This is a genomic window from Enterococcus sp. LJL90, assembly GCF_056924355.1.
Genome location: NZ_JBXPBQ010000001.1, coordinates 11,403 through 31,827, shown reverse-complemented (window position 1 = coordinate 31,827; position 20,425 = coordinate 11,403). Strand labels below are relative to the sequence as shown.

The window sequence follows — 20,425 nt, the reverse complement described above, 5'->3', positions numbered from 1 at the left end:
CAAATCCCCCATCATCTCAAAACTACTAAATACCGGTCACAATTTTTTCTCAACAAACTGAAAAGAAATTCCTGTTTAAGGTATAATATTTTAAACATGATAATTTACAGAAAAAGTTGGAAGTGAAATGAAAAAGATTATTATTGAGTTAAACAAGTTTGCCCTGCCTTTGTTGGCGGGCAATATTATGCAAGTGGTAATTGGTCAATTGGCTCTAGCTTTTGCCGGAAATCTTTCCTATGAAAATATCCCGGCAATCACAACGATGACCAATTTTTTGTTTTCAGTCACCGGAATTTTAGGGGTTATCGCCGTTGCCTTTAATATGATTAGTTCAAAAGCCTTAGGCGAGAAAAACACTGAGAAATTCCAGCACCTTGTTTCATCCATCATTTGTCTCAGTCTGCTGATTGGTGGGGCGGCTATCGGCATTCTGTTGTTAGGCAGTAGTTTTATCCTTAAAACGCTCTATCATTTTGAGGGGGAATTATTTTCAATTGCCCAAGCTTATCTCTTTAGTGTCTCTCCATATATCTTGTTGGTGTTGCTGAGTTTTGCCCTGACAAATTTGATAAAAGTAGAACGCAAAACGAATTATATTTTAATTGTTTCCATCATTTCTTCAATTGTACAAGCCTTTTTATCCTATGTCTTAATCAACGGCGCCTTCTTCTTCCCGAACCTCGGCATTGTCGGAGCGGGTTTGTCAGAAATGATTGCCTTATTAATTTCAGTTATCTTGTATCTTCTTTTAGTTCGGAAAATGCTTTTTGCAGCCCTGAAAACTAAGCCGACTGAAATCAAAAATATTCTTAAGCGGGCAACGCCGTTAATGTTTCAGGAAATCTTAGAAGGCGTCTTGTTCATCATTGTTTTTGAGGCGCTTATCTCAAGAATCGGCGTGTTGGCCCTCACAACCTATTCTTTGCTGATGCAAGGAATCAATTATGCGAAAATGCCTACTTTTATGTACAGTAACAGCCTGTTTGTCTTTGTCAGTGAGGCACATGGTGAGAAAAATAATAAAAAAGTCCAGCAAAATATGCTCGGCGCTTTAAGTCTTTCCGTATTTTTCTATGTGCTTATAGCAGGACTATTGATTGCCGGCTATCAACCATTCGGCTCGTTATTTACTACAGATGCCAAAGTTGTCGAAAACTTTGGCCGCTATGTTTTCTTAGGCTGCTTGGCAATCTTTACAACCGTTTTTTACGAAAACATCAAGGCAACACTCGTGTCACTGGAAAAAGAAAAGCTCGTGCTATTAGCAACAACTATCGTAAATGGAATTGCCATCATTGCCTTAATTCTACTGAGTTATTTAGGTTTGTTGAGCTTTTCGCAGGCACTTATCATTTATGGTGTAAATTATTTTATATTAGATGGGTTGTTCCTTTTATTTTATCGAAGAGAAATCACTCGAGATAAATCTCTGTCTGCCTAATCAAAAAACGTTCAAGCGTTAGCAATTTTTGTTGGCAACCATAGTGACTAGTTTAACAACATTTATAGCCTTGCTTGATTTAACTTTTGCATCCTACCGCCTCGAAAAAGATCCTGTTTAAATTTTCGCAAACTTACTTCTACTATGCAACCGAAACACCCCGCCAAACTAATATTTGGCGGGGTGTTTTTGTATTAAGGAGCAAATAACTACCCAAGTGTCAGCTTCGCTTCAACAATTGAGTTTTGATTTTTATCAATCGTTTCAATGTAGAGAGTATCTATCAGGCAAGTAAATTCTTCCGTCTTAAATTGTTCATTCAACTCTTTGACAACACTTGAAAATTTCTCTAAATCTTTCATCTGCCCCACCGTTATATGCGGGAAATAAGGGGTCTCATTATAAAGCTCATCAGCTAAAATACCTGTATAAAGTCTGTCGTGAAAATTAATAATTTCATCATTGCCCAGTACGCAATCCAAAAAGATGAAGCCATCTGCAGCAGAGCCACTAAATGATTTAAATTTAGTCTTGAACGTAGTTGTTCCCCCGATGCTTTCAGTAATGTGCGCCACTAATTCCTCAGTTGTTAAGTCTGAATCAAAAGGAAATACCAGGGAAATATGCGGGGCAATCTCTTGAAACAAAGGATCATATTTACTCCGAATCTGGTTAATAATTGCTTGATTTTCAAATCTTGGAAAAAATATAATTGAGCGTTTTGTCATCCGATTAACCCCTCATCGTAAATTTAATTGAAGTAGCAGCAGTAGTTTTGGTAGCTTTATTTCGTTGCCACTGATAAAACCAATCCTCTTCATGTGGTCTTTTAAGCGGAGGCATCTCCATTGACGGAGACTAGACGATATACTGCTTAATCAATAAATCAATAGCTTGAATTCCCTGTTCTCTAAGTTTGTCCTGCTCTTTTTCAGAATGCTCCGTATATAAAATTTCGTCCACCAAGGCAGAGATGAAATCAAACAAGATAACTGCTAAAACCTTCATCGTTTCTGTGTCCGTCTGATTAGCATAATACAAAAAATGTTCATAGGTTAAGTGCTGCATTTTTTCTTTGTGATCTTTGACCACTGAACGAACCTCTGGAATTGAGGCCGCAAGCATTTCAATCTGTAAATGAAATTCTTTGTCCTCCACCTCTGTCAGTTGAACCAACAGTTCCCGTAACCAAGTGATAGTGTCTTGCTTGAATTGTTCAAATGATTCAGATGTATTGATTCTATCGAAAATAGCGTAGAAAGAGTCATTGTACTCCTTCACTAAATCCGTAAGAATTTCTTCTTTACTCGCATAATAGGAGTACAACGTGCCAATAGAGATACCCGCTTCCTTCGCTATTTCGTTTGTTGAGACAACGAAATAGTTTTTTTCTGAGAATAAATGTTTAGCAGTTTTGAGAATTTTACTTTTCTTCTCTAACGCTCTTTTTTGGATTGGCTTTCGGGTCACCTTATCGTTTTGCATAAGTCTCCTCCTGTTTCTTATCCTATTCTATACTTATCATTTGAAATTATCAATTATTTGTGAGTTAACACTCATTTTATTTATTTTCTGTTTTTGATTGACATTAATTATCAAGAGGAATATATTTAATTCCGTTAACAAAACATGAGTTTTTACTCGTTTTGCAAAATGAGATTACAAAACAAACCATTGGAGGAAGATTATGAATAAAAAATTGATAACGACAGTAGCAATGTCTCTGGGGATTTTTTTAGTGATGCTAGATACAACTATCATGAATATCGCTTTGCCAGCCATTCAAAAAGGTCTGGCGGTTGAGTTTACACAATTATCTTGGGCTCTGAACATTTACACCATCATTTTTGCGACTCTCACCATCCCTTTAAGTAAATTGGGGGATATTTTTGGAAAGAATAAGGTTTATCTTCTGGGATTAATTTTTTTCGCTAGCGGCAGCTTCTTGTCTGGCATGGCCTCTGCGTTTTCTTTATTAATCATTGGTAGAATTATTTCAAGTATTGGAGCGGCAATTATTTTGCCATTAGGAAATACGATTGGCATATCCGCTTGGAAAATGAGTGATCGCTTCAAAATTATTGCCATTTTAGGATTGACTCAAGGTGGCGCTGCCGCTGTTGGACCAACTTTAGGTGGAATCTTAACCGACATGTTGAGCTGGCACTGGATTTTTCTAATCAATATTCCCATTGTTTTAATCGCCATATTATTATCCGTGACAGCTTTGGCTTTTAAAGAAGACACCGAGAAAACAAAAATTGATTTTTTAGGGAGTAGCATTTCAATGCTCGCTTTATTTTCTCTCACGTTAGCACTAATCAAAGTACGCGACTGGGGCATTTTAGATTTTAAGTCTGTCATTTGCTTTACCGCTAGCTTACTTTTTGGGATTCTATTTATCCAAATTGAAAGGAAAGTTAAGTCACCGATGATTGATTTGACACTATTTAAAATTCGCAGTTTTACAACTTCAGTTATTGTCGCTCTGGTGGCACAATTTTTCTATATTGGTGTGGTTGTTATTTTGCCAACTTATTTAACCGATGCCCTTCAAGATACCGAATTACAGGCCGCACTTATCTTATTGCCAATGTCACTGACTGTTTTTGCCTTTGGTGGTTTAGGTAGTTTGGCAATTAATAAATTAGGACCTCGATTGCTAATTTTTATTGGATTACTAAGTATCTTACTTTCATATGTTCTTTTAGTGCTGACCGGTACAATAGGAACTTTTTATTTATCATTGTCCATGTTGGCTTTGGGAATTGGATTTGGAATTATCGCGGGGCCCATCAATATATTAGCGGCTTCAAATTTAAACGGTACACTCTTGACCTCTTCACAAAGCGTCATCAGCGTTGTGCGCCAGATTGGTTCTGTATTAGGCGTTTCAATTTTTGCCTCATTGATGAGCGCCAATTTAAATCAGGCAAGTATCAACAATTCTTTTAGTCTCAACCAAGCATACTTGTCTATTTACAGTGGATGGATTCCAGTTTTAGTGGTCCTGCTGCTGTTAACTTTCGCTTACCCTACCAAACAAAATTATCAAAGAGGGCTGCAAGGTTATTGAGCAAAAAAGTTTCGGGACTTTATCCCCACAAAACAAAAAAAGTCGTCCCCGCAGGAACAACTTTTAAAAACAAAATGATTACCACGTCATCGCTGCCGTTACCTTTTCAGGGTCTTGCGGATTTCCAATTAGAGGGCGGTTTTTATCGAGGGAAGCTATCAGTGTGATTTCATTTTCTGTTAAAGAGAAATCGAAAATCGCAATGTTTTCCGCCATCCGTTCTTTGTGGGTGGACTTAGGCAAAACTGAAATCCCTAGTTGAGTAAAATATCTCAGCACTACTTGTCGAGGAGATTTTTGGTATTTTTCCGCAATTTCGATTAAAGCGGGTTCGTCAAACATTGAATTTTCCAAGTTTTGTCCAAAAGGAGCGTAGCCTTGGTGAGCGACTTGATATTTTTTCATCAATTGATTGGCTGCTAGTTGCTGCGAATATAAATTAGTTTCGACTTGATTTACTGCCGGCACAATTTCATTAAAATGAATCAGGTCAATCAGTTGGCTCTCTGCGTAATTAGAAACGCCAATTGCTTTGATTTTACCGGCTTGATAAAATTTTTCCAAAACGCGATATGCAGCGTAGGTATTGCCGAAGGGCCAATGCAATAAAACTAAATCCAGATAATCTGTTTGCAGATTTTTTAACGATTCGTTTAATTTTTCTTCCGCGGCTGTTGTTTCATAATTTTGAAACCATAATTTCGTTGTGATAAATAGCTCCTCACGACTTACCGGACTTTTCGCTAGCGCATTGCCTACTGCGACTTCATTGCCATAAGCCTGCGCAGTATCGATTAAGCGATAACCGGTATCGATGGCGTTCAAGACAGCTGTTTCACACTCCTGAGGGTCAGTAATTTGATACGTACCAAACCCGATAATGGGCATTGTTAAGCCATTGTTTAATTGAATAGATTGCATGTTCTTCCTCCTAAAAAATTTGGTACAATAACGGTAACATCCTCGGGTAACCCGAGGTCAAGTGATTTATTGAAAAGGGTGAAAAAAATGTATTCAATGAAAGAAGTTTGCCAATTGTTGCATGTCACAGAGTATACATTGCGCTATTATACCGACGAAGGACTGGTGCCAAGTGCCGCGCGAGATAAAAATAATCGGCGCATTTTTGATGAGGAGGCCATCGATTGGCTGCGGGGAATTATTTATTTACGAGGGCTGGATATGTCGATTGAAGCCATTAAGGAATATGTCACCTTGTGTCTGATGCCCGGCAGAGAAGCCATCGAAAAGCGTTTGAAAATTGTCGAGGAGCAGGAAGTCCTCGCTGAAAAAAATCTGCAAGAAGCCCAAAAACGCTTGGCCTATCTGCGACAAAAAATTGAACATGAAAAATCAATTCTAAATCATGAAATCCCGGATAATCATAATCCTCGAAAAAAACATCCTTAAAAATAATGCCCCAAAGTGACCAAAATTAGTCTAAGGAACTGACTTTTATCTGGCCATCAATGGGGCATTTATTTTTAGATAAATTTACTTTGAATACGAATTCTGTCATCAATTTCAGCAAGGGCAGTTGTTTGGGTCTGATCTTGTTGATCCAGCTGAGCAATTGCTGACAGCTCTTCTGGAGTTAATTGAAAATCCCAGACAGAAAAATTCTCTTGCATTCGTTTTGGCTGAACGGTTTTAGGGATAACGATAGTTCCTCGTTGCAGGTGCCAACGCAAGATGACCTGAGCCACTGACTTTTGATGACGGCTAGCGATAGTTACTAAAACTGGATGACTGAAAATATTATCGCGACCCACAGCAAAAGGTGACCAAGCCTCTAAAGAAATCTGCTTCTCCTGCAAAAATTTTCTTTCATACTTCCGCTGTAAAAATGGATGAGTCTGTAATTGATTAACTGCGGGAATGACTTCACTATTTACTAGCAGATCAAACAGCCGGTCGTTAGGAAAATTGGACACGCCAATCGCCCGAATTCTTCCTTGCCGATACAGATCGGTTAAAGCTTTCCAAGAACCAAAAATATCGCCGAAAGGATAATGCAGAAGATACAAATCCAAATAATCAGTCTGCAACTTGGCTAGCGTTTCATCAAAAGCCCGCAAAGTCTCTTGATAACCAAAATCTTCAATCCAGAGCTTTGAGGTGAGAAAAAGTTTTTCTCGGGCTACGCCAGATTGCTTCATCGCCTGACCAACAGCAGATTCATTTTGATAGATGGCCGCCGTGTCAATCAGTCGATAGCCGGTTTCAATTGCCTTTTCAACAACTTGTTGACACTCACGTAAATCAGGAATTCGGCAGACACCAAAGCCAAGCTGAGGAATCTCAAGGCCATTATTTAATTTTACAAAATTCATTTCATCACGTCCTTTCTTAAAGCATACCTGCCTCGGGTTACTGGAGGTCAAGAATTTTTTTGTTTTAGAGATTCAAGAACTGCGGGCAGGCATTTAGCCAAAACTAATCAACTCTGCTCATGAATCTTTTTTAGTTCACTATGCTACAACAATTTATTTTCTTGCAGCGATACTATGACAACCTTTTTTATTTGGTATACTTGATACATCAAAGTTCACAGGAGGCTTTATGATTTCATCTACGTTAACATCCTATCCAGGAAAAAAAGTTGTCAAAGACTTGGGCATTGTTTACGGCTACGACGATAAGCTGCGGCCATTGCGGGGCATCACCGCAATTTCTGAATATCTCGATCAAGCGATTTTAGATTTAGAAAAAAACGCCGAAAAATTAGGCGCTAACGCAGTATTAGGAATTTCCTTTTCAATGATGGACAAAGCGTTGCCCGCAGTAATCGGGACAGCTGTCTATTTAGAGGATGAGGAATAAAAGCTTTACAGATCAGTCCGTCAAATTAATTTTTGGCGGCTTTTTTGTTTAGTCAAATAAATTACCAAACTATCTTTGATAAGTTTTCTTTACATTTTGTAAAACTAATTTATAATTAATTTAGAGGTGAGACGAATGGATAAAGAAAAAATTTTGAAAAAAGCACAACATGACAAACAAGACGAAAGAAAAAATCAGCTGAATGATTTTTCAATTGGAACTACCGGGGCCTTTTTACTGATTTCAATTGCTATCATAACTCTGCTCAAAATTATTTTTAGCCAAAATTATTTGGATATGCTGGGGCTCTTGGTAGCTGGCATAGGTGCTTATATTTTTGGCTATGCCGCTTCCGGTTTTCAAAAAAGCAACTTTTTCTCTAAACAAGGGGCGCTGTACGTTGTTTCAGGATTTTTGATGATGGCTGGCATCGCTTTGCTTAATGCTTATTTTCAGGGGCTCTTATGAAAAAAGATGAGCTTCTTTTACATAACCGTCTCAAGGTCGCCCGCGCAGAAAAGAACTTCAATCAATCTGACCTAGCGCAATTAGTCGGCGTCTCCCGTCAGACAATCAGCAATATTGAAAAAGAAGAATTTTATCCCTCGGCAAAACTCGCCTTACTATTATGCATCGCCTTAGATAAAAAGTTTGAAGAGCTTTTCTTTTTTTGAAATCTCGCAGTTTCTTAGCTTGAATAAGCCAAACAACCCGCCAATTTTTATTAGCGGGTTGTTTGTATAAAGAAGTGGTGTCTTATTGCAGAGGTTCTATCGGCAAATTCATGCCTTTCCAACCTTCTAATGCTCCTGCAAGCTCATAGGCCTTGAAACCAGCTTTTAGAAGGATTAGTAAAGCTTGTTTACCTAAAATAGTGCCAGCTGTCCAATCATAAACCACATAAATTTTCTCTTTATCTAACTCTTCTAAATGGGCAGCTAAGTCTTTCGCAGGCAAAGCGAGCGCCCCTTTTATCTGATCTTGCTTTACTTCTTTAGGTGCATTTCGCACATCTAAAACAACGTAAGGTGAATTTTCTTTGTCCAAATTATTTAACACTTCAAAATGATTGATATAAAGACTCAAATAGGTTTCTAGTAAGTCAATTTTTGCTGTTTCCATCGATTGTATCCTCCAGGGTTTGAATTTTATTTTTACCACTTGCCAATTTTTTTAACAAAGCAGAGAACAACTCTCTTTCTGCTGCTGTAAAATCTTCAAAAAGGTCATCCACTGCCTGATAATTATAAGGCAAAAATTTATGCAGCAGCTGTTTGCCCTCTGCAGTTAACTTAATGAAGCTGGTTCTTTTGTCTTCTGACGCTTGGTGAACCGTAACTAATCCTTGTTTATTCATTCCCTTGATTAATTTACTAGCAGTTGGTCTGGTAACATTTAGTTTCTGAGCAATTTCAGAAGGCAGCAATTGTTCATTTTCTGCATAGGATAAAAACATCAGTATGCTGAATCTTGATTCACTTAAATCAAATTTTTCTAAGATGTGGTTGTAACTTCGCTCCACTTCGCGAAAAGTCTGTTGAAAATCCAAATATAAATGCACGGAATCGGGATTGATTGCCAAATTGAATTGTTTTGCTATCGTCTGAATTCTTTCGATACTAGGTCTATCAGAAAAATTAAAATACGACAATTGTTGTCCTCCTTTTTTATAAGTAGTTAGCCGGCTAATCACATTCTATGCTATTTTAATTTTTAATGCAAGATTAGTGATTGTTAACTTGTATCTTTAACAATCTTGCCCTTCTCGCTTAATTTTGGCGACTTGTAAAATCTCAGCCAGCGTGCTTAGATAAAGTAGAGTAATTCAAATTACTGAAAATAATTGGGAGGAAAAACACATTAAAAATAAAAAAAGAGTGCTGGTTGTTGGGGCATCAGGCAGCTTAGGTTATAAGATTTGCGAGGCGGTCCAAAAATTTTTCGCTGACACAATTGAATTGTGTATCAGTGATTATCAAGCGGTTAGAGGACAGAAAACAGCTGAAAAACTCGCAATTGAGAAAAACAATTTCATGGCGATCGATATCAATGATGCAACTAGTATTAACGCTGCTCTTTCGCAAAATTTAAATGCTGTGATTGTGGCGGTCCCTCAAAAGGACGTGCTAGTTCAGAAAATTTGTAATAACCGGAAAATCCCTTGTGTGGATGTCACCGCCTTTAAAAGTTTCTCTGAAAAACTTAGACAGGAAATTCCAAATCCTGAAACAGCTCTCATTGTGATGGCCGGCTTTTTCCCAGGTTTTTGCGGAGTTTTGGTTAAATCCTTTAAAGCTGATTTTCCAGAAGTTGATCAGGTTGATGCCTTCTTATTGCAAAATAAAAATGCCAATGTGGGAATAACTGGCATCCATGACATGCTAACAATTATTTCAAAGCCGCTTGTTGACGGCAGCAGAGGCTTCAATAATCTATCTGTAGAAACTTTTGCGAATCAGAGCTTCAAATTAAGAGAAATTAATCATGATGAGGCGCAGCTATTGCAGGAGAAATTGCCCCTTGAAAGGGTGACTTACCATACGGCGTGGAACAGTGCCCCATTCAATTCAATAATTCATTTTGTAATCAAGCACAATCTCACCAATTTCCTGATTGGCTGCTTTAGAAAGCTTAAGATAAATTTGGATAATCAACAGCCTGATGAAACCATCTATCTCAAATTACGAGGAACTAAGGGTAAAAATTCGCAAAATAATCTGCATGAAATGGTGCTGAAGTTTCATTCTGATTATGAAATGACAGCCTATTGTGCTGCTTTTATGGCAAATTATTTAACCAATGAAAATAATCTACAAGGCATCTTTTTCCCATTTGAAATTTTGGATGCAGCTGATTTTCACTTTCTAGAGATCAATCAAGAAAATGCAATTCTATAGGGGCGTTCCGACAATTTTTCATTCTGTAAAAGCTAGTAATTTTGTCTAGCTTTTGACGCATGGAAATTGCAGACTCCTAGAAAAATCTTTTACATTTCCAACCAGAAAAAGTTTTAACATCACTGTTACGATAATACTTTCCACCAGAAAAGGAGTGTCCAATATGATAACTTATGGAAAACGCAGTACGCTGAACGAGGCGGATGTGATTGAGCTTTTCGCCGCTTCCGGGATTGTCCGCCCAATCAATCAGCCTGCTAGAATTAAAGAGATGATTTTAAATTCGGACTTGATTTATACTGCTTGGGATGCGGATAAATTGGTAGGCATCGCCCGCTGCGTGACCGATTTTAGCTATTGTTGCTACTTGTCAGACTTAGCCGTTCATAAAGACTATCAGAATGAAAAAATCGGCGCTACTCTGATTACCTGTGTCGAAAAAGCAATTGGTGATGAAGTCTCCCTCATTTTGCTCGCTTCTGAATCTGCGATGGCTTATTATCCAAAGGTCGGGTTTGATCAAGCGCCGAATGCCTATATCAAAAAAAGAAAATACTAAATTAGTTTTCTATTTGCTACAAATAAAAAGAAGTAACCGGCTCGCTCTACTTAGCCGGCTACCTCAAAAACTTTAAAAGTCCATTCAAGTTGGATTTAAACAGCCTAGTAATCTGAAGCAGTCTCCAGAAGTTAGACCAAAAATCTAACTTTTGGGAGTCAGTACATTACTTGGCTGCTTTTTAATTTCTCAAATAGTGAAATTATTCTGTCTGCGGGGCTGTGGATTGATATCTTTTTAGACGTTCCTCCAAGGTGCCCGTGTGCAACTCAAACAAATGATTGTCGTAATCATAAAAATAAATAGAAGCACCCTCGCCTTTAACCCGCGAACGCCCTTGTTCAATTTTTAAGCCTGCATTTTCAATCCGTATAAGGTAGCCATCTATCTCAGAAGCCGCTATTTGAAAAGCAATATGATTGTAGCTTTTTGGCAAAGCTGCCTGAGAATCCTCCATCAATGCAATCCACAAGGAATCAATTAAGAAAAATTTTCCCGGATAGAGGGAAAACTGTTGCGGGCCGCTGTCGTAAACTTCAGTTGCCTTAAAAATGTCGCTTAACATTTTTGCAGAACGCTTTAAATCTTTAACAATAAAGGTAATGTGACTGATTGGCGCCATGGTATTCTCCGTTTCTTAAATTCATTTTCAAACAATTCTTTTTGAGCAAAATAAGAATATTTTAGACGGTCAACTAATTTCTTCTTGATGGTGCCAATACTGCGAAAGGAAAAAATTTTCAATACTAAGTATGTCAATCACCGAAGTATCTTTTTCAGCTATCGTGATTGGCGAATCCTTTTCTAAAGAATAATCCATTGGTTGAAGAGTTAGCTGAGATTCGCTGTGCTCGATAATTCGTCCAATAAAACTGGTATCTATCGTGTCGGTTAGGACGGTTACAACAAGTTTCTCTTGCAAAGCAAAGTCATAAACATTGTCATACATTACCAAGCTATCTATACTGCTCTTGAGTAAATATGGATCATAGACGCCATTTTTCTGGTTGAGGCGCGTCACAAATTTGAAATAATTCAGATACCTAGATTCACTGACAGTTTCTGTGATTAGACTTTTACCCACAGCTGCAATTGAATCCAATGTACCATACTCTGACACCATTTCAAAGACGATAAAATCAGGCAGCTCCAATAACTTCTTACCCAAATTAAAAGACTCATCTGGGGAAAGAGTCGTATAAATCTCACTTAAATTTTGTTTGTGCATATTGAATTCCTCCTTTTTATTTTTCACGGTTAACATAAGCTGCCTGGCTATTTTTTTAAAGATAGCCCCTAAATTCCTCATATTTTTCAGTTATCATTAGGGCCTCAGCCATTGACTCCTGTCGATTCAATTCTTTTTCTTTAACAACTTGAAAATAATAAGCTAATTGTTGAGCGATGGATAGCATTGTTATATATACCGCGTCATCTTTTCCGTCAGACGCTACCAATGAATAGAAATCACCCGTGGCAATGTTTATTTCTATCGGCTGCTCTTCATCATACGGAAAAAACGAGGACGCTACAAAAATGCCGTTTGAATAGCGTGTTCTTATCTGAGTTGTGCCGGTAATATTAATGTGTAGTTGTAACGGAAAGTGGTAGTTATTCTCTACCCAGCGAACAAAGCGACTGATTTCGATTTTGACAAATCTGTTGGTTGATGGTTGCATTTGTAATTTAAGCATCAACATTCCGCCTCCTACTGTCTTTTTCATAGACGTTCATAGTTTTCTATTGCTACATTTATCTTACAAAAAATAACTTCCATACCAAATAGGTTTCCCTAACGATTTTCTTTCATTTTCGTGGGATTAATCTGACAATGACAGATTAAAAAGATTATTTACACTAGTTTGTGTCAAGAAACTTTGGTATCTTTATAAAAAAGGAGGTAAAAGAGATGAAATTTAAACATATTGTCATTTTTTCAGTCAAAGATTTTAACGCAAACACCGAAAAAGAGGGCTATTTTCCACAAGACGGTGTCGTTATCAACGTCTTTGTCAGAAGCTCTGGAACAAACGCTGTCGCTGTTGGTTTTGCAAGATAGCCTTAATTTTTAGATATAAAGAAGCCCGCCAAATATCCCAATTGGCGGGTCGTTTTGTGTGAGTAGGTTAGTAGGAGGGCCTTTGTTGTGCGGGAGCTCTCATTTCCATAGAAAGGTTGAAATAACTTTATGCTAGTCATTTTCTATATTTATTCAGCTTTTAACTGGATAATTTTTTTGATATCTGGTTATAAGAATCTTCTTTGGGCTGGCTTAATTTTAAGCTTTATAAAAGTTTAAGCAAATGAAATAAAAAATCTTATGGAAACTACCTTTAAAATGAGTCTATTTCATTCTTCAAATGATACACTAGAAAGAGATATAAAACACCTTAGGGAGGAAAAAAATGATGATTCTCATTACGCTTTTTTTACTGATTCTTGCCGGCTTATTCGCTTTAATCGGGTTTAAATTTAGAAATAAAAAATGGCTGAGATTGATTGCTGGTAATAACTTTAAAGAGCATACTAAAGAAGCTGCGGATATTGCTCCTTTCGTGGGGATTGTAATGTTTGTCCTTTGCGCTTTTATTTTAGCTACAGCTTTTTTTACCACATACTTGTATTTGAAGTAACTTTTTCTTGTATTTTTGCATTATAGAATTGGTTTATTATAGAAAATTAAATGAGTGAATACCTGTCTTTTTTAAGACTTATTCTAGTTTAAAGCCTTTCAAATAAGGATTCTACAATACATAGGTAGGCATTTTTGCGTCTTCCTTATACGATTACTTCAAGGAGGGATTAAAAATGTCTATCGGAAATAATATCGCGCACCAAAGAAAAAACATGACTTGGACACAAAAAGACTTAGCAACTTTGATGCATGTCTCTGACAAGACTATTTCGAGTTGGGAAAATGAACGAACCTATCCAGATATTGGCTCATTGATTTTATTAAGTGATATTTTGGAACTCTCCTTAGATGAATTAATTAAGGAGGATTTGATTATGGTTAAAAAAATGGACAAAGATTTAAAGGAAGGGCAAAAATGGAAAAAATGGAAATGGTTAGTTATTAGCACCTCCGTTTTAATTTTGGGATTCATTTTGTTGAATGTTGCATGGGTTTTACGGACGAATCATAGGCAATCTGAAATAGATAACTACTCGTGGGAAACAGAGGAAGTTGAACTGCCAGAACTTTTGAGTAATGTAGCAGGTTATTATGTGAAATCAGGCCAATTATATGTCTATTTATCTTCATATCAGACGAAGTATTCAACTCCTTATCTAGATTTTGATATAGCTCCAAGAGGAGTAACAGTCAGTGACGGTCAAAAAAAATCACTCGTAATTAAAGAGCCTGATAAAATTATTTTTTATAATGGGGAAGGTAGCTATATCAATTTGGATAGTAATTTAGAGCCATTAAACGGCAAGGTTTCTTCAGACGAAATGACTAAAAATGAAGTAGAAATTTTTTATACAACCTATCAAGAGTATATTACTTCATTTTATGAAGCAGGCATTACAGTCTTTTCTGATTTAAATTAAACTTTATGCTCAAATCGGCAAATCCTTGGAATATAATCTGGCCAAAAGAAAAGGCCGCTATCACAGTGACTAGCGGCCTGAGGAGAGTAAAGGATGAAATCAACCAATGAACTATTTAATAATTTTTAAAGGATACACACAAATAATTTTTATATTTAATTAATTGTATGTATCCTATCTACTTTCTATTTGTTTTTTTTTATTAATTTTTGGGCTTCTTCCACAATTTTTTCAACTGTAAAGCCATATTCTTGTAATAAATCTCCTGCAGGACCTGATTTACCAAATTGCTCTACACCTAATGAGAAGCCTTTTGCCCCCACATATTTGGACCAGCCCATTGTTGATCCTAATTCAACAGATAATTTATTTACAACTTTTTCTGGTAATACAGATTCTTTATACTCTTCACTTTGTGCATCAAAGAGCTCCCAACTAGGGAAAGATACCACATTTACTTTATGTTGCCCCAACTGCTCTTTCGCTTTTAGAGCCATTTCAACTTCTGATCCACTAGCAATTAAGATTAAATCAGGTGTATCTGAATCTTTTGATAAAATATAGCCACCCTTTTCTGCATCTTCAAAATTCACATTTTCAATTACGGGAACATCATGTCGCCCTAAAGCAATTAAATATGGACGATTTTTAGATTCTGCTGCTAATTTCCAAGCAACAATGGTTTCGTTCGCTTCAGCAGGTCTGAAGACCACTAAATTCGGCATTGCTCTCAAGGAAGCCAAGTGCTCAACTGGCTGATGGGTTGGGCCATCTTGACCTACTTGTAGACTGTCGTGCGTCATAATATACGTAACGGGAACTCCCATCAGTGCAGAATGTCGAATTGCAGAACGCATATAATCAGAAAATACTAAGAAAGTTCCACAATATCCTCTTAACCCACCGTGTAAAGTTAGACCATTACAAATGGACGCCATAGCAAATTCACGTACTCCAAAATAAATATTCGGGCCTTCATGATTTTCTTCATCCATAAAAGGAAGTCCTTCAATTGTTGTCTTATTGGAAGAAGCCAAATCGGCTGAACCACCAACTAAAATTGGTAAATCTTTATAGATTCTATTTAACATTTTTCCACTCGCAGTACGTGTTGCCATTTTTTCTTCAGTGAAAGGTTGTAAAGAATTCTCAGTAACCGTAAACTCTTCAGAAATAATTTTCTCCAGCTCAGCACTTAATTCTGGATACTCATGTTTATACTCCTTAACTAAAGAGTTCCACGCCATTTCAGACTTTTCACCTTCAACAACAATCTCATTGAAATTCATTTTTACATCTTCAGGAACAAAAAAATCTTCATATTCCCAACCAATTGCAGCTTTGATTTTTTTAGCTTCTTCTACGCCAACAGGATTACTATGAATCTTTTCTGTCCCTTGCAGTGTTGACCCGAAGCCAATAATATTTTTTACTTCAATCAACGTTGGTTTTTGTGTTTCATTTTGCGCTTCCACAATTGCTTTTGAAATTTTTTCTAAATCATTTCCATCGTCTACAAATAGTGTTTGCCAATTCATAGCTGTGAACTTTGCTAGAATATCTTCATGGGCAGATTGTCTTAAAGGACCATCTGAGGTAACATCATTCGAATCATATAATACAATAAGCTTCCCAAGTCCTAATTTCCCAGCAATTGCAGCAGCCTCCATAGCAACGCCTTCTTCTAAATCCCCATCTCCGCAGATAGTGTAGGTAAAATGATTAACAATGTTATATTCATTTCTATTAAATCTGTCTCTTAGATGGGCCTCCGCGATAGCCAGTCCAACAGTCATTGAAAACCCTTGACCTAAAGGACCAGTTGTCGCTTCAACACCAGGTGTGTGAAAGACTTCTGGATGACCTGGCGTTTTACTATTCAATTTTCTGAATTGTTTGAGGTCATCCATAGACAATTCATATCCAGACAAATGTAATAGCGAATAAAGAAGCATTGATCCATGACCTGAGGTTAAGACAAAGCGATCACGGTTAAACCATTTAGGATTTCTTGGATTGTGCTTCATATGATACCTAAACAACTCATAACCCATTGGTGCAGCTCCCAATGGGGCACCTAAATGACCATGGTTTGCGTTTTCAACGCTATCCACAACTAAGCTTCTCATTGTTGAAACAGATTTATTATCAATTGTATTCATCATATTTCCTCCAATAAATTTGATTCCTTTGAATTTTAGAATATGTTTTGTAAGAATTGTCCGATATAATAAACTAGTAGACCAACAATATTAAAGTCGGTCTCAGGGAAAGATGTACCCGTTAGGCCAATGTTCTCCATAATTGGATAAATTAATGCTGGGCCAACAGCAATTAATATTCCGACAATGAATGAGCCTGCGATACAGCCCTTCCAACCTCCAGTAGCGTTACCAAATACACCAGCTGTAGCTCCGATAAAGAAGTATGGGACTGCAACAGGAATAATAACGATCGTTCCCATTATGCCCATTATCACCATAGTCACGAGACCTCCAGCGTAGGCTGCTAGAAAACCTATCACAGTGGCTGTAGGGGCGAATGGGAACACTACTGGACAATCTAGTGCAGGTTTTGCATTAGGAATTAGTTTCTCAGAAATCCCCACAAAGGCACTTACAATTTCACCCAAAAATAGTCGAACTCCTGTAATGATGACATACAAAGCAGCCGCAAAACTTAAACCTTGGAATAACGGATATACTAACCAATTTACCCCTCCAGATAATTCTTCAACAGCCACTTTTCCTGCAGCGATAGCAGCAACATAGAAAAAGATGACCATCGTGATTGAAACGCCAACTACATAATCTTTAAACATTGTTAGCCAAGCAGGTAGTTTAAGATTTTCTGTACTATCTTCGGGTTTACCTACTTTTGAACCAATCCAGCCTGATAACGCATAGCCAACAGTCACATAATGCCCCATAGCCAATTCATCATCACCTGTAACTTTTCGCATGTATGGCTGTGCGATAGCTGGAAATAGCCCAGCGCAGATTCCTAACATCAATCCCCCAAGTCCCACGGTTACAGCATTGCTAACTCCTAAAGCTTTCAACATGATTGTTAGTAACGCCGCAAGATACAAATTATGTTGTCCTGTCAGGAAAATGTACTTTAATGGTGTAAATTTTGCGACCAACAAGTTACAGACAAAACCTATCAACATCACCATTGAAACTGTAGTACCAAACTTCTCTTGAGCTAATGCAGTCACAGCTTCTGCTAGAGGTAAAACACCTTTTAAACCAAAACCTTCCGCAAACAAGACTTGAAAACTATCTAATGCAGTAACTGCCGCCGCCGAACCGACACCAAAAACTAGAAATCCTACAATTGTTTTAAGTGTTCCTGAAATAACTTTGTCGGCCGATTGCCTTTGCAGTATTAATCCTGTTAAAGCAATCACTCCAACCAAAATTGGTGCAGAAGACAATAAATCAAATACAATAACACGAATAATTTCCATCTCTCTTCCTCCTTTTGTTATTCTTGACTAGCAAAAAAACTTTTCAATTTGTCCTCAATCTCCTTTTTATCCATTAAATTATTTATTCCAATAATATACGGTACCTGCCCTTTCACCTCATCAGCAACATCTGTCATAGTAATCAACAAATCTCCCTTAAAGCTTTTCACATCATCTAATGTGCTATGCTGTACTTCAAGGGGAAATTTATTGGCTCTCACCACTTGATCCACTTTAATTTTTAACATCATGCTGGAACCCATACCTGTGCGACAGGCAATTAATGCTTGCTTCATTTCGCTCATTTCTCATTCCTCACTTTCAAATTTTAGAATATAAGCAATTATCTCTTCTGGAGATTTCGCTGTATCTAACACATCATAAAACTTTTTCTGGTCCAATAATTCTGCTAATTCTGCCATAGCAGTCAAATGAGTCTTATTGTCAAGTGCGCTAAGACCAAAAACATACTTCACAGGATCATTTTCTTTATTCCCAAACACAACTGGATGTTCCAATGTAGCAATACTAATCGCAATCTCCTTTGCTCCTGATTCGGGTCGTGCATGGGGGAGAGCAACATGCTTTGTGATTACAATATAAGGGCCACTTTCCCTTGTCGTTTGAATCATGCCATCAATATAACTTGGTAATACTTTACCTTCTTTCACTAACACATCTGTTGAATTGCGAATAGCTTCTTCCCAATTTGATGCTGGTACATTCAACTTTACTAACTTTTTACTTGTAACTTCACTTAGCAATGGGTAATCACCTCCATCTTCTATAATTACATGAGAATTAATTTCATCCGATTGCATCAATACATCGTTTTCAATTTTAAAATATTGTTCTTCATTCACATGTTTTTTTACTATATTCAAAACATCTCTTACTTGGGGATTAATTAGTGGCTCCTTATTGATTATCTCGTAGACTCTACCGATTAATTCAAATTTCTCTTTAGGATTCATAATTGGATTAACAACAATAAAAGGAATATTGCTATTAAATAGAAACTGGGTAATTATTGTAGTAAAAATAATATCAAAATTTGAAATATCAGTTTTTTCATGAGAACTTTCTGTTACGAATTCAATACTTGGAAACAGTGCTTCTAGCTCCTTAACAAGAATGAGAGAAGTTCCTATTCCGCTAGGACACAATACTAATCCGCGATTACGTTTTATTCTTTTTTCTTGCTCTTCATAAGTTGAGGCTGCAAAATGAACTGTTAAAAATGCAATCTCATCAGAAGGAAGTTCACTTTCAAATAGAGCTTGCAGTGGCTTGAGAGATTCTTTAACTAATGAATACATTTCTGCATACTCTTTTTGAATTTTCTCTGTTAATGGATTAAAGATAGGCAACTGATATAAAATCCGATAATATGCTGGTCTAACGTGTTCGTACAGACGCTTTACTACAACATTCGTGTCTAAAAAGCGGATTCCGGCAAGACTTTCGAATCTTGAGATTAAGCGCCTTACAATTTGTTCAATCATCTCCTTATCATTCGTTGATTTAGTAATATCACCCGAGGAAACTCCTGCAATCCAAGCACTGACATAGCTAATGTTCTGCTTATCTGTAATTTCAAAGTAATTGCAGATTAATTCACTGAATTTGTACTCGTTTGTTTCTATATGGAAGGCCTCTTTTGTATAATCAGAGTTCATTGTATAGCTCTTAAGCCGTTGATTTAATAAAATAAAACAGTAAGTAAATTCTTTAAGTTTGTTTTCAAAAAAATGAATATGATAAATTTGTGACGCTTCGAGTATTTTCTCTTCAAAATCCAAACTATTTATTTCTAAATACTTGAAAATGAAATTCTCAAGAAACAATTCACCATGATCCTCATTTAAGCATTTTAAAACTATTTGCATTAAGGCATACCTTATATTTTCCTCATTGCCTAATAAGTAATAACCTCGTTTTCGTGAATAGGTAACTTCTAAATTATTTTCAGCCAACAAAATTTTTATATCCTTCAGATCGTTTAATACTGTCGAACGACTAGCATCCAGCATTATTATCAAGTGATCCAAAGACAAAAATTCAAGAGAGCAGGATAAGATTAATAAAATCATCAACTGTCGGTTTTTTTTTGAATGATAAATTTCTTCAAAAATACTTGATTTTAACAGATAGTTCTGTAGAAAATTTTCGGATGCTGTCGATATTAAAAGTTTACTTCCGGAAGTACAGATTTCTTTTTGGGAATTTTCGTTAAGCAATTCATTAACTTTTTTTAGTGCATACGTTATTTGTCTTTTTGACATAGCCAACTTTGTTTCTAAATTTTCTATAGTTCTTTCGTTTCTAAATGTAATCTCATGAAGAATTACTAAATCTTGATTATCCATCATTACCCTCAGCTCCTATATCCAATATAATGGCTACGCTTTCAACCCACAATAATATTTGGGTATATCTTTTGTTCTAATCGAAAACAAGTATTAAACTCAAAACAAATCAACTTCAAAATTCGCTTTGAATAAAGCAATATTCTGAAGTTGATTTCGTCAATTTTAGTATGATTATACAGTAAACATTTTCTCTAAAACTTAATTTCATTATCAAAGCTCAGTTATGG

At 36.7% G+C, this 20,425-nt stretch carries 24 protein-coding genes; 11 read left to right on the top strand and 13 right to left on the bottom strand.

The window, feature by feature from the left end:
• Nucleotides 1-127 precede the first annotated feature (127 nt).
• Nucleotides 128-1,444 carry an MATE family efflux transporter gene (locus AC1Z3S_RS00185; protein WP_461738655.1) on the top strand — a complete coding sequence of 439 codons (1,317 nt, stop codon included), beginning with the start codon at nt 128-130 and terminating at the stop codon, nt 1,442-1,444.
• A 209-nt stretch (nt 1,445-1,653) separates the two neighbouring features.
• On the opposite strand, the gene AC1Z3S_RS00180 is transcribed toward AC1Z3S_RS00185, so the two are convergent.
• Nucleotides 1,654-2,172 (bottom strand): 2'-5' RNA ligase family protein, encoded by a 519-nt coding sequence (locus AC1Z3S_RS00180; RefSeq protein WP_461738654.1) that lies wholly within the window; start codon nt 2,170-2,172, stop codon nt 1,654-1,656.
• A gap of 130 nt (nt 2,173-2,302) precedes the next feature.
• Complete coding sequence (locus AC1Z3S_RS00175; protein ID WP_461738653.1) at nt 2,303-2,929, bottom strand: TetR/AcrR family transcriptional regulator; 627 nt, start codon at nt 2,927-2,929, stop codon at nt 2,303-2,305.
• A gap of 202 nt (nt 2,930-3,131) precedes the next feature.
• Between AC1Z3S_RS00175 and AC1Z3S_RS00170 the strand changes: the two genes are divergently transcribed.
• Nucleotides 3,132-4,520: an MFS transporter gene (locus AC1Z3S_RS00170; RefSeq protein ID WP_461738652.1), complete on the top strand. Its 1,389-nt coding sequence runs from the start codon at nt 3,132-3,134 to the stop codon at nt 4,518-4,520.
• Between the two features lie 78 nt (nt 4,521-4,598).
• On the opposite strand, the gene AC1Z3S_RS00165 is transcribed toward AC1Z3S_RS00170, so the two are convergent.
• Nucleotides 4,599-5,441: an aldo/keto reductase gene (locus tag AC1Z3S_RS00165; RefSeq protein ID WP_461738651.1), complete on the bottom strand. Its 843-nt coding sequence runs from the start codon at nt 5,439-5,441 to the stop codon at nt 4,599-4,601.
• 87 nt (nt 5,442-5,528) lie between these two features.
• On the opposite strand from AC1Z3S_RS00165, the gene AC1Z3S_RS00160 reads away from it, so the two are divergent.
• A complete protein-coding gene (locus tag AC1Z3S_RS00160) occupies nt 5,529-5,930 on the top strand; it encodes a MerR family transcriptional regulator (protein ID WP_461738650.1) in 402 nt (133 codons plus the stop codon).
• Nucleotides 5,931-6,004: 74 nt separating this feature from the next.
• Here AC1Z3S_RS00160 and AC1Z3S_RS00155 read toward each other — a convergent pair whose 3' ends face one another.
• A complete protein-coding gene (locus tag AC1Z3S_RS00155) occupies nt 6,005-6,853 on the bottom strand; it encodes an aldo/keto reductase (RefSeq protein ID WP_461738649.1) in 849 nt (282 codons plus the stop codon).
• Between the two features lie 229 nt (nt 6,854-7,082).
• On the opposite strand from AC1Z3S_RS00155, the gene AC1Z3S_RS00150 reads away from it, so the two are divergent.
• The 3 genes from AC1Z3S_RS00150 to AC1Z3S_RS00140 all read left to right on the top strand — a co-directional run bounded on the left by AC1Z3S_RS00150 (nt 7,083) and on the right by AC1Z3S_RS00140 (nt 8,017).
• Nucleotides 7,083-7,343 carry a heavy metal-binding domain-containing protein gene (locus tag AC1Z3S_RS00150; RefSeq protein WP_265459368.1) on the top strand — a complete coding sequence of 87 codons (261 nt, stop codon included), beginning with the start codon at nt 7,083-7,085 and terminating at the stop codon, nt 7,341-7,343.
• A gap of 135 nt (nt 7,344-7,478) precedes the next feature.
• On the top strand, nt 7,479-7,811 hold the full coding sequence (locus tag AC1Z3S_RS00145; protein ID WP_461738648.1) for a DUF6442 family protein: 333 nt from the start codon (nt 7,479-7,481) through the stop codon (nt 7,809-7,811).
• The gene (locus tag AC1Z3S_RS00140) at nt 7,808-8,017 is read left to right on the top strand and encodes a helix-turn-helix transcriptional regulator (protein WP_265459370.1); all 210 of its coding nucleotides are present in this window, start codon (nt 7,808-7,810) and stop codon (nt 8,015-8,017) included. The genes AC1Z3S_RS00145 and AC1Z3S_RS00140 overlap by 4 nt, the downstream gene beginning before the upstream one ends.
• 82 nt (nt 8,018-8,099) lie before the next feature.
• On the opposite strand, the gene AC1Z3S_RS00135 is transcribed toward AC1Z3S_RS00140, so the two are convergent.
• Both AC1Z3S_RS00135 and AC1Z3S_RS00130 read right to left on the bottom strand, forming a co-directional pair.
• Entirely contained in the window at nt 8,100-8,465 is a 366-nt protein-coding gene (locus AC1Z3S_RS00135) for a rhodanese-like domain-containing protein (protein ID WP_461738647.1), read from the bottom strand.
• Nucleotides 8,446-8,994, bottom strand: coding sequence for a MarR family winged helix-turn-helix transcriptional regulator (locus AC1Z3S_RS00130; protein WP_461738646.1), 549 nt, complete (start codon nt 8,992-8,994; stop codon nt 8,446-8,448). Before AC1Z3S_RS00130 ends, AC1Z3S_RS00135 begins: the two co-directional genes overlap by 20 nt.
• A 226-nt stretch (nt 8,995-9,220) precedes the next feature.
• Between AC1Z3S_RS00130 and AC1Z3S_RS00125 the strand changes: the two genes are divergently transcribed.
• Nucleotides 9,221-10,240 carry a saccharopine dehydrogenase NADP-binding domain-containing protein gene (locus AC1Z3S_RS00125; protein WP_461738645.1) on the top strand — a complete coding sequence of 340 codons (1,020 nt, stop codon included), beginning with the start codon at nt 9,221-9,223 and terminating at the stop codon, nt 10,238-10,240.
• Between the two features lie 163 nt (nt 10,241-10,403).
• The gene (locus tag AC1Z3S_RS00120) at nt 10,404-10,799 is read left to right on the top strand and encodes a GNAT family N-acetyltransferase (RefSeq protein WP_461738644.1); all 396 of its coding nucleotides are present in this window, start codon (nt 10,404-10,406) and stop codon (nt 10,797-10,799) included.
• 202 nt (nt 10,800-11,001) lie between these two features.
• On the opposite strand, the gene fosX is transcribed toward AC1Z3S_RS00120, so the two are convergent.
• The 3 genes from fosX to AC1Z3S_RS00105 all read right to left on the bottom strand — a co-directional run bounded on the left by fosX (nt 11,002) and on the right by AC1Z3S_RS00105 (nt 12,493).
• Complete coding sequence (gene fosX, locus AC1Z3S_RS00115) at nt 11,002-11,421, bottom strand: FosX/FosE/FosI family fosfomycin resistance hydrolase (protein ID WP_461738643.1); 420 nt, start codon at nt 11,419-11,421, stop codon at nt 11,002-11,004.
• Nucleotides 11,422-11,490: 69 nt separating this feature from the next.
• Nucleotides 11,491-12,027 carry a hypothetical protein gene (locus tag AC1Z3S_RS00110; RefSeq protein WP_461738642.1) on the bottom strand — a complete coding sequence of 179 codons (537 nt, stop codon included), beginning with the start codon at nt 12,025-12,027 and terminating at the stop codon, nt 11,491-11,493.
• Nucleotides 12,028-12,082: 55 nt separating this feature from the next.
• Nucleotides 12,083-12,493 (bottom strand): hypothetical protein, encoded by a 411-nt coding sequence (locus tag AC1Z3S_RS00105; protein WP_461738641.1) that lies wholly within the window; start codon nt 12,491-12,493, stop codon nt 12,083-12,085.
• A gap of 215 nt (nt 12,494-12,708) precedes the next feature.
• Between AC1Z3S_RS00105 and AC1Z3S_RS00100 the strand changes: the two genes are divergently transcribed.
• From AC1Z3S_RS00100 to AC1Z3S_RS00090, 3 genes are all read left to right on the top strand, one after another.
• On the top strand, nt 12,709-12,858 hold the full coding sequence (locus AC1Z3S_RS00100; protein ID WP_461736005.1) for a hypothetical protein: 150 nt from the start codon (nt 12,709-12,711) through the stop codon (nt 12,856-12,858).
• A 346-nt stretch (nt 12,859-13,204) separates the two neighbouring features.
• Nucleotides 13,205-13,432: a DUF3784 domain-containing protein gene (locus AC1Z3S_RS00095; RefSeq protein WP_461738640.1), complete on the top strand. Its 228-nt coding sequence runs from the start codon at nt 13,205-13,207 to the stop codon at nt 13,430-13,432.
• Nucleotides 13,433-13,607: 175 nt separating this feature from the next.
• Nucleotides 13,608-14,354, top strand: coding sequence for a helix-turn-helix domain-containing protein (locus AC1Z3S_RS00090; RefSeq protein ID WP_461738639.1), 747 nt, complete (start codon nt 13,608-13,610; stop codon nt 14,352-14,354).
• 185 nt (nt 14,355-14,539) lie between these two features.
• On the opposite strand, the gene tkt is transcribed toward AC1Z3S_RS00090, so the two are convergent.
• From tkt to AC1Z3S_RS00070, 4 genes are read right to left on the bottom strand one after another with little or no spacing between them, the layout of a single operon-like run.
• The gene (gene tkt, locus AC1Z3S_RS00085; protein WP_461738638.1) at nt 14,540-16,519 is read right to left on the bottom strand and encodes a transketolase; all 1,980 of its coding nucleotides are present in this window, start codon (nt 16,517-16,519) and stop codon (nt 14,540-14,542) included.
• A 32-nt stretch (nt 16,520-16,551) separates the two neighbouring features.
• On the bottom strand, nt 16,552-17,826 hold the full coding sequence (locus tag AC1Z3S_RS00080) for a PTS ascorbate transporter subunit IIC (RefSeq protein WP_461738637.1): 1,275 nt from the start codon (nt 17,824-17,826) through the stop codon (nt 16,552-16,554).
• A 17-nt stretch (nt 17,827-17,843) separates the two neighbouring features.
• Nucleotides 17,844-18,122, bottom strand: coding sequence for a PTS sugar transporter subunit IIB (locus tag AC1Z3S_RS00075; RefSeq protein ID WP_461739407.1), 279 nt, complete (start codon nt 18,120-18,122; stop codon nt 17,844-17,846).
• A gap of 12 nt (nt 18,123-18,134) precedes the next feature.
• Nucleotides 18,135-20,198, bottom strand: a complete 2,064-nt coding sequence (locus tag AC1Z3S_RS00070) for a BglG family transcription antiterminator (protein ID WP_461738636.1) — start codon at nt 20,196-20,198, stop codon at nt 18,135-18,137.
• Nucleotides 20,199-20,425: the final 227 nt, after the last annotated feature.

Coding starts and splice junctions, on each gene's coding strand:
- AC1Z3S_RS00070 (WP_461738636.1), bottom strand. CDS start 20,198: ATGATGGATAATCAAGATTTAGTAATTCTTCATGAGATTACATTTAGA.
- AC1Z3S_RS00080 (WP_461738637.1), bottom strand. CDS start 17,826: ATGGAAATTATTCGTGTTATTGTATTTGATTTATTGTCTTCTGCACCA.
- fosX (WP_461738643.1), bottom strand. CDS start 11,421: ATGGCGCCAATCAGTCACATTACCTTTATTGTTAAAGATTTAAAGCGT.
- AC1Z3S_RS00185 (WP_461738655.1), top strand. CDS start 128: ATGAAAAAGATTATTATTGAGTTAAACAAGTTTGCCCTGCCTTTGTTG.
- AC1Z3S_RS00160 (WP_461738650.1), top strand. CDS start 5,529: ATGTATTCAATGAAAGAAGTTTGCCAATTGTTGCATGTCACAGAGTAT.
- AC1Z3S_RS00095 (WP_461738640.1), top strand. CDS start 13,205: ATGATGATTCTCATTACGCTTTTTTTACTGATTCTTGCCGGCTTATTC.
- AC1Z3S_RS00105 (WP_461738641.1), bottom strand. CDS start 12,493: ATGCTTAAATTACAAATGCAACCATCAACCAACAGATTTGTCAAAATC.
- AC1Z3S_RS00165 (WP_461738651.1), bottom strand. CDS start 5,441: ATGCAATCTATTCAATTAAACAATGGCTTAACAATGCCCATTATCGGG.
- AC1Z3S_RS00140 (WP_265459370.1), top strand. CDS start 7,808: ATGAAAAAAGATGAGCTTCTTTTACATAACCGTCTCAAGGTCGCCCGC.
- AC1Z3S_RS00110 (WP_461738642.1), bottom strand. CDS start 12,027: ATGCACAAACAAAATTTAAGTGAGATTTATACGACTCTTTCCCCAGAT.
- AC1Z3S_RS00135 (WP_461738647.1), bottom strand. CDS start 8,465: ATGGAAACAGCAAAAATTGACTTACTAGAAACCTATTTGAGTCTTTAT.
- AC1Z3S_RS00090 (WP_461738639.1), top strand. CDS start 13,608: ATGTCTATCGGAAATAATATCGCGCACCAAAGAAAAAACATGACTTGG.
- AC1Z3S_RS00180 (WP_461738654.1), bottom strand. CDS start 2,172: ATGACAAAACGCTCAATTATATTTTTTCCAAGATTTGAAAATCAAGCA.
- AC1Z3S_RS00170 (WP_461738652.1), top strand. CDS start 3,132: ATGAATAAAAAATTGATAACGACAGTAGCAATGTCTCTGGGGATTTTT.
- tkt (WP_461738638.1), bottom strand. CDS start 16,519: ATGATGAATACAATTGATAATAAATCTGTTTCAACAATGAGAAGCTTA.
- AC1Z3S_RS00145 (WP_461738648.1), top strand. CDS start 7,479: ATGGATAAAGAAAAAATTTTGAAAAAAGCACAACATGACAAACAAGAC.
- AC1Z3S_RS00075 (WP_461739407.1), bottom strand. CDS start 18,122: ATGAAGCAAGCATTAATTGCCTGTCGCACAGGTATGGGTTCCAGCATG.
- AC1Z3S_RS00155 (WP_461738649.1), bottom strand. CDS start 6,853: ATGAATTTTGTAAAATTAAATAATGGCCTTGAGATTCCTCAGCTTGGC.
- AC1Z3S_RS00175 (WP_461738653.1), bottom strand. CDS start 2,929: ATGCAAAACGATAAGGTGACCCGAAAGCCAATCCAAAAAAGAGCGTTA.
- AC1Z3S_RS00120 (WP_461738644.1), top strand. CDS start 10,404: ATGATAACTTATGGAAAACGCAGTACGCTGAACGAGGCGGATGTGATT.
- AC1Z3S_RS00100 (WP_461736005.1), top strand. CDS start 12,709: ATGAAATTTAAACATATTGTCATTTTTTCAGTCAAAGATTTTAACGCA.
- AC1Z3S_RS00150 (WP_265459368.1), top strand. CDS start 7,083: ATGATTTCATCTACGTTAACATCCTATCCAGGAAAAAAAGTTGTCAAA.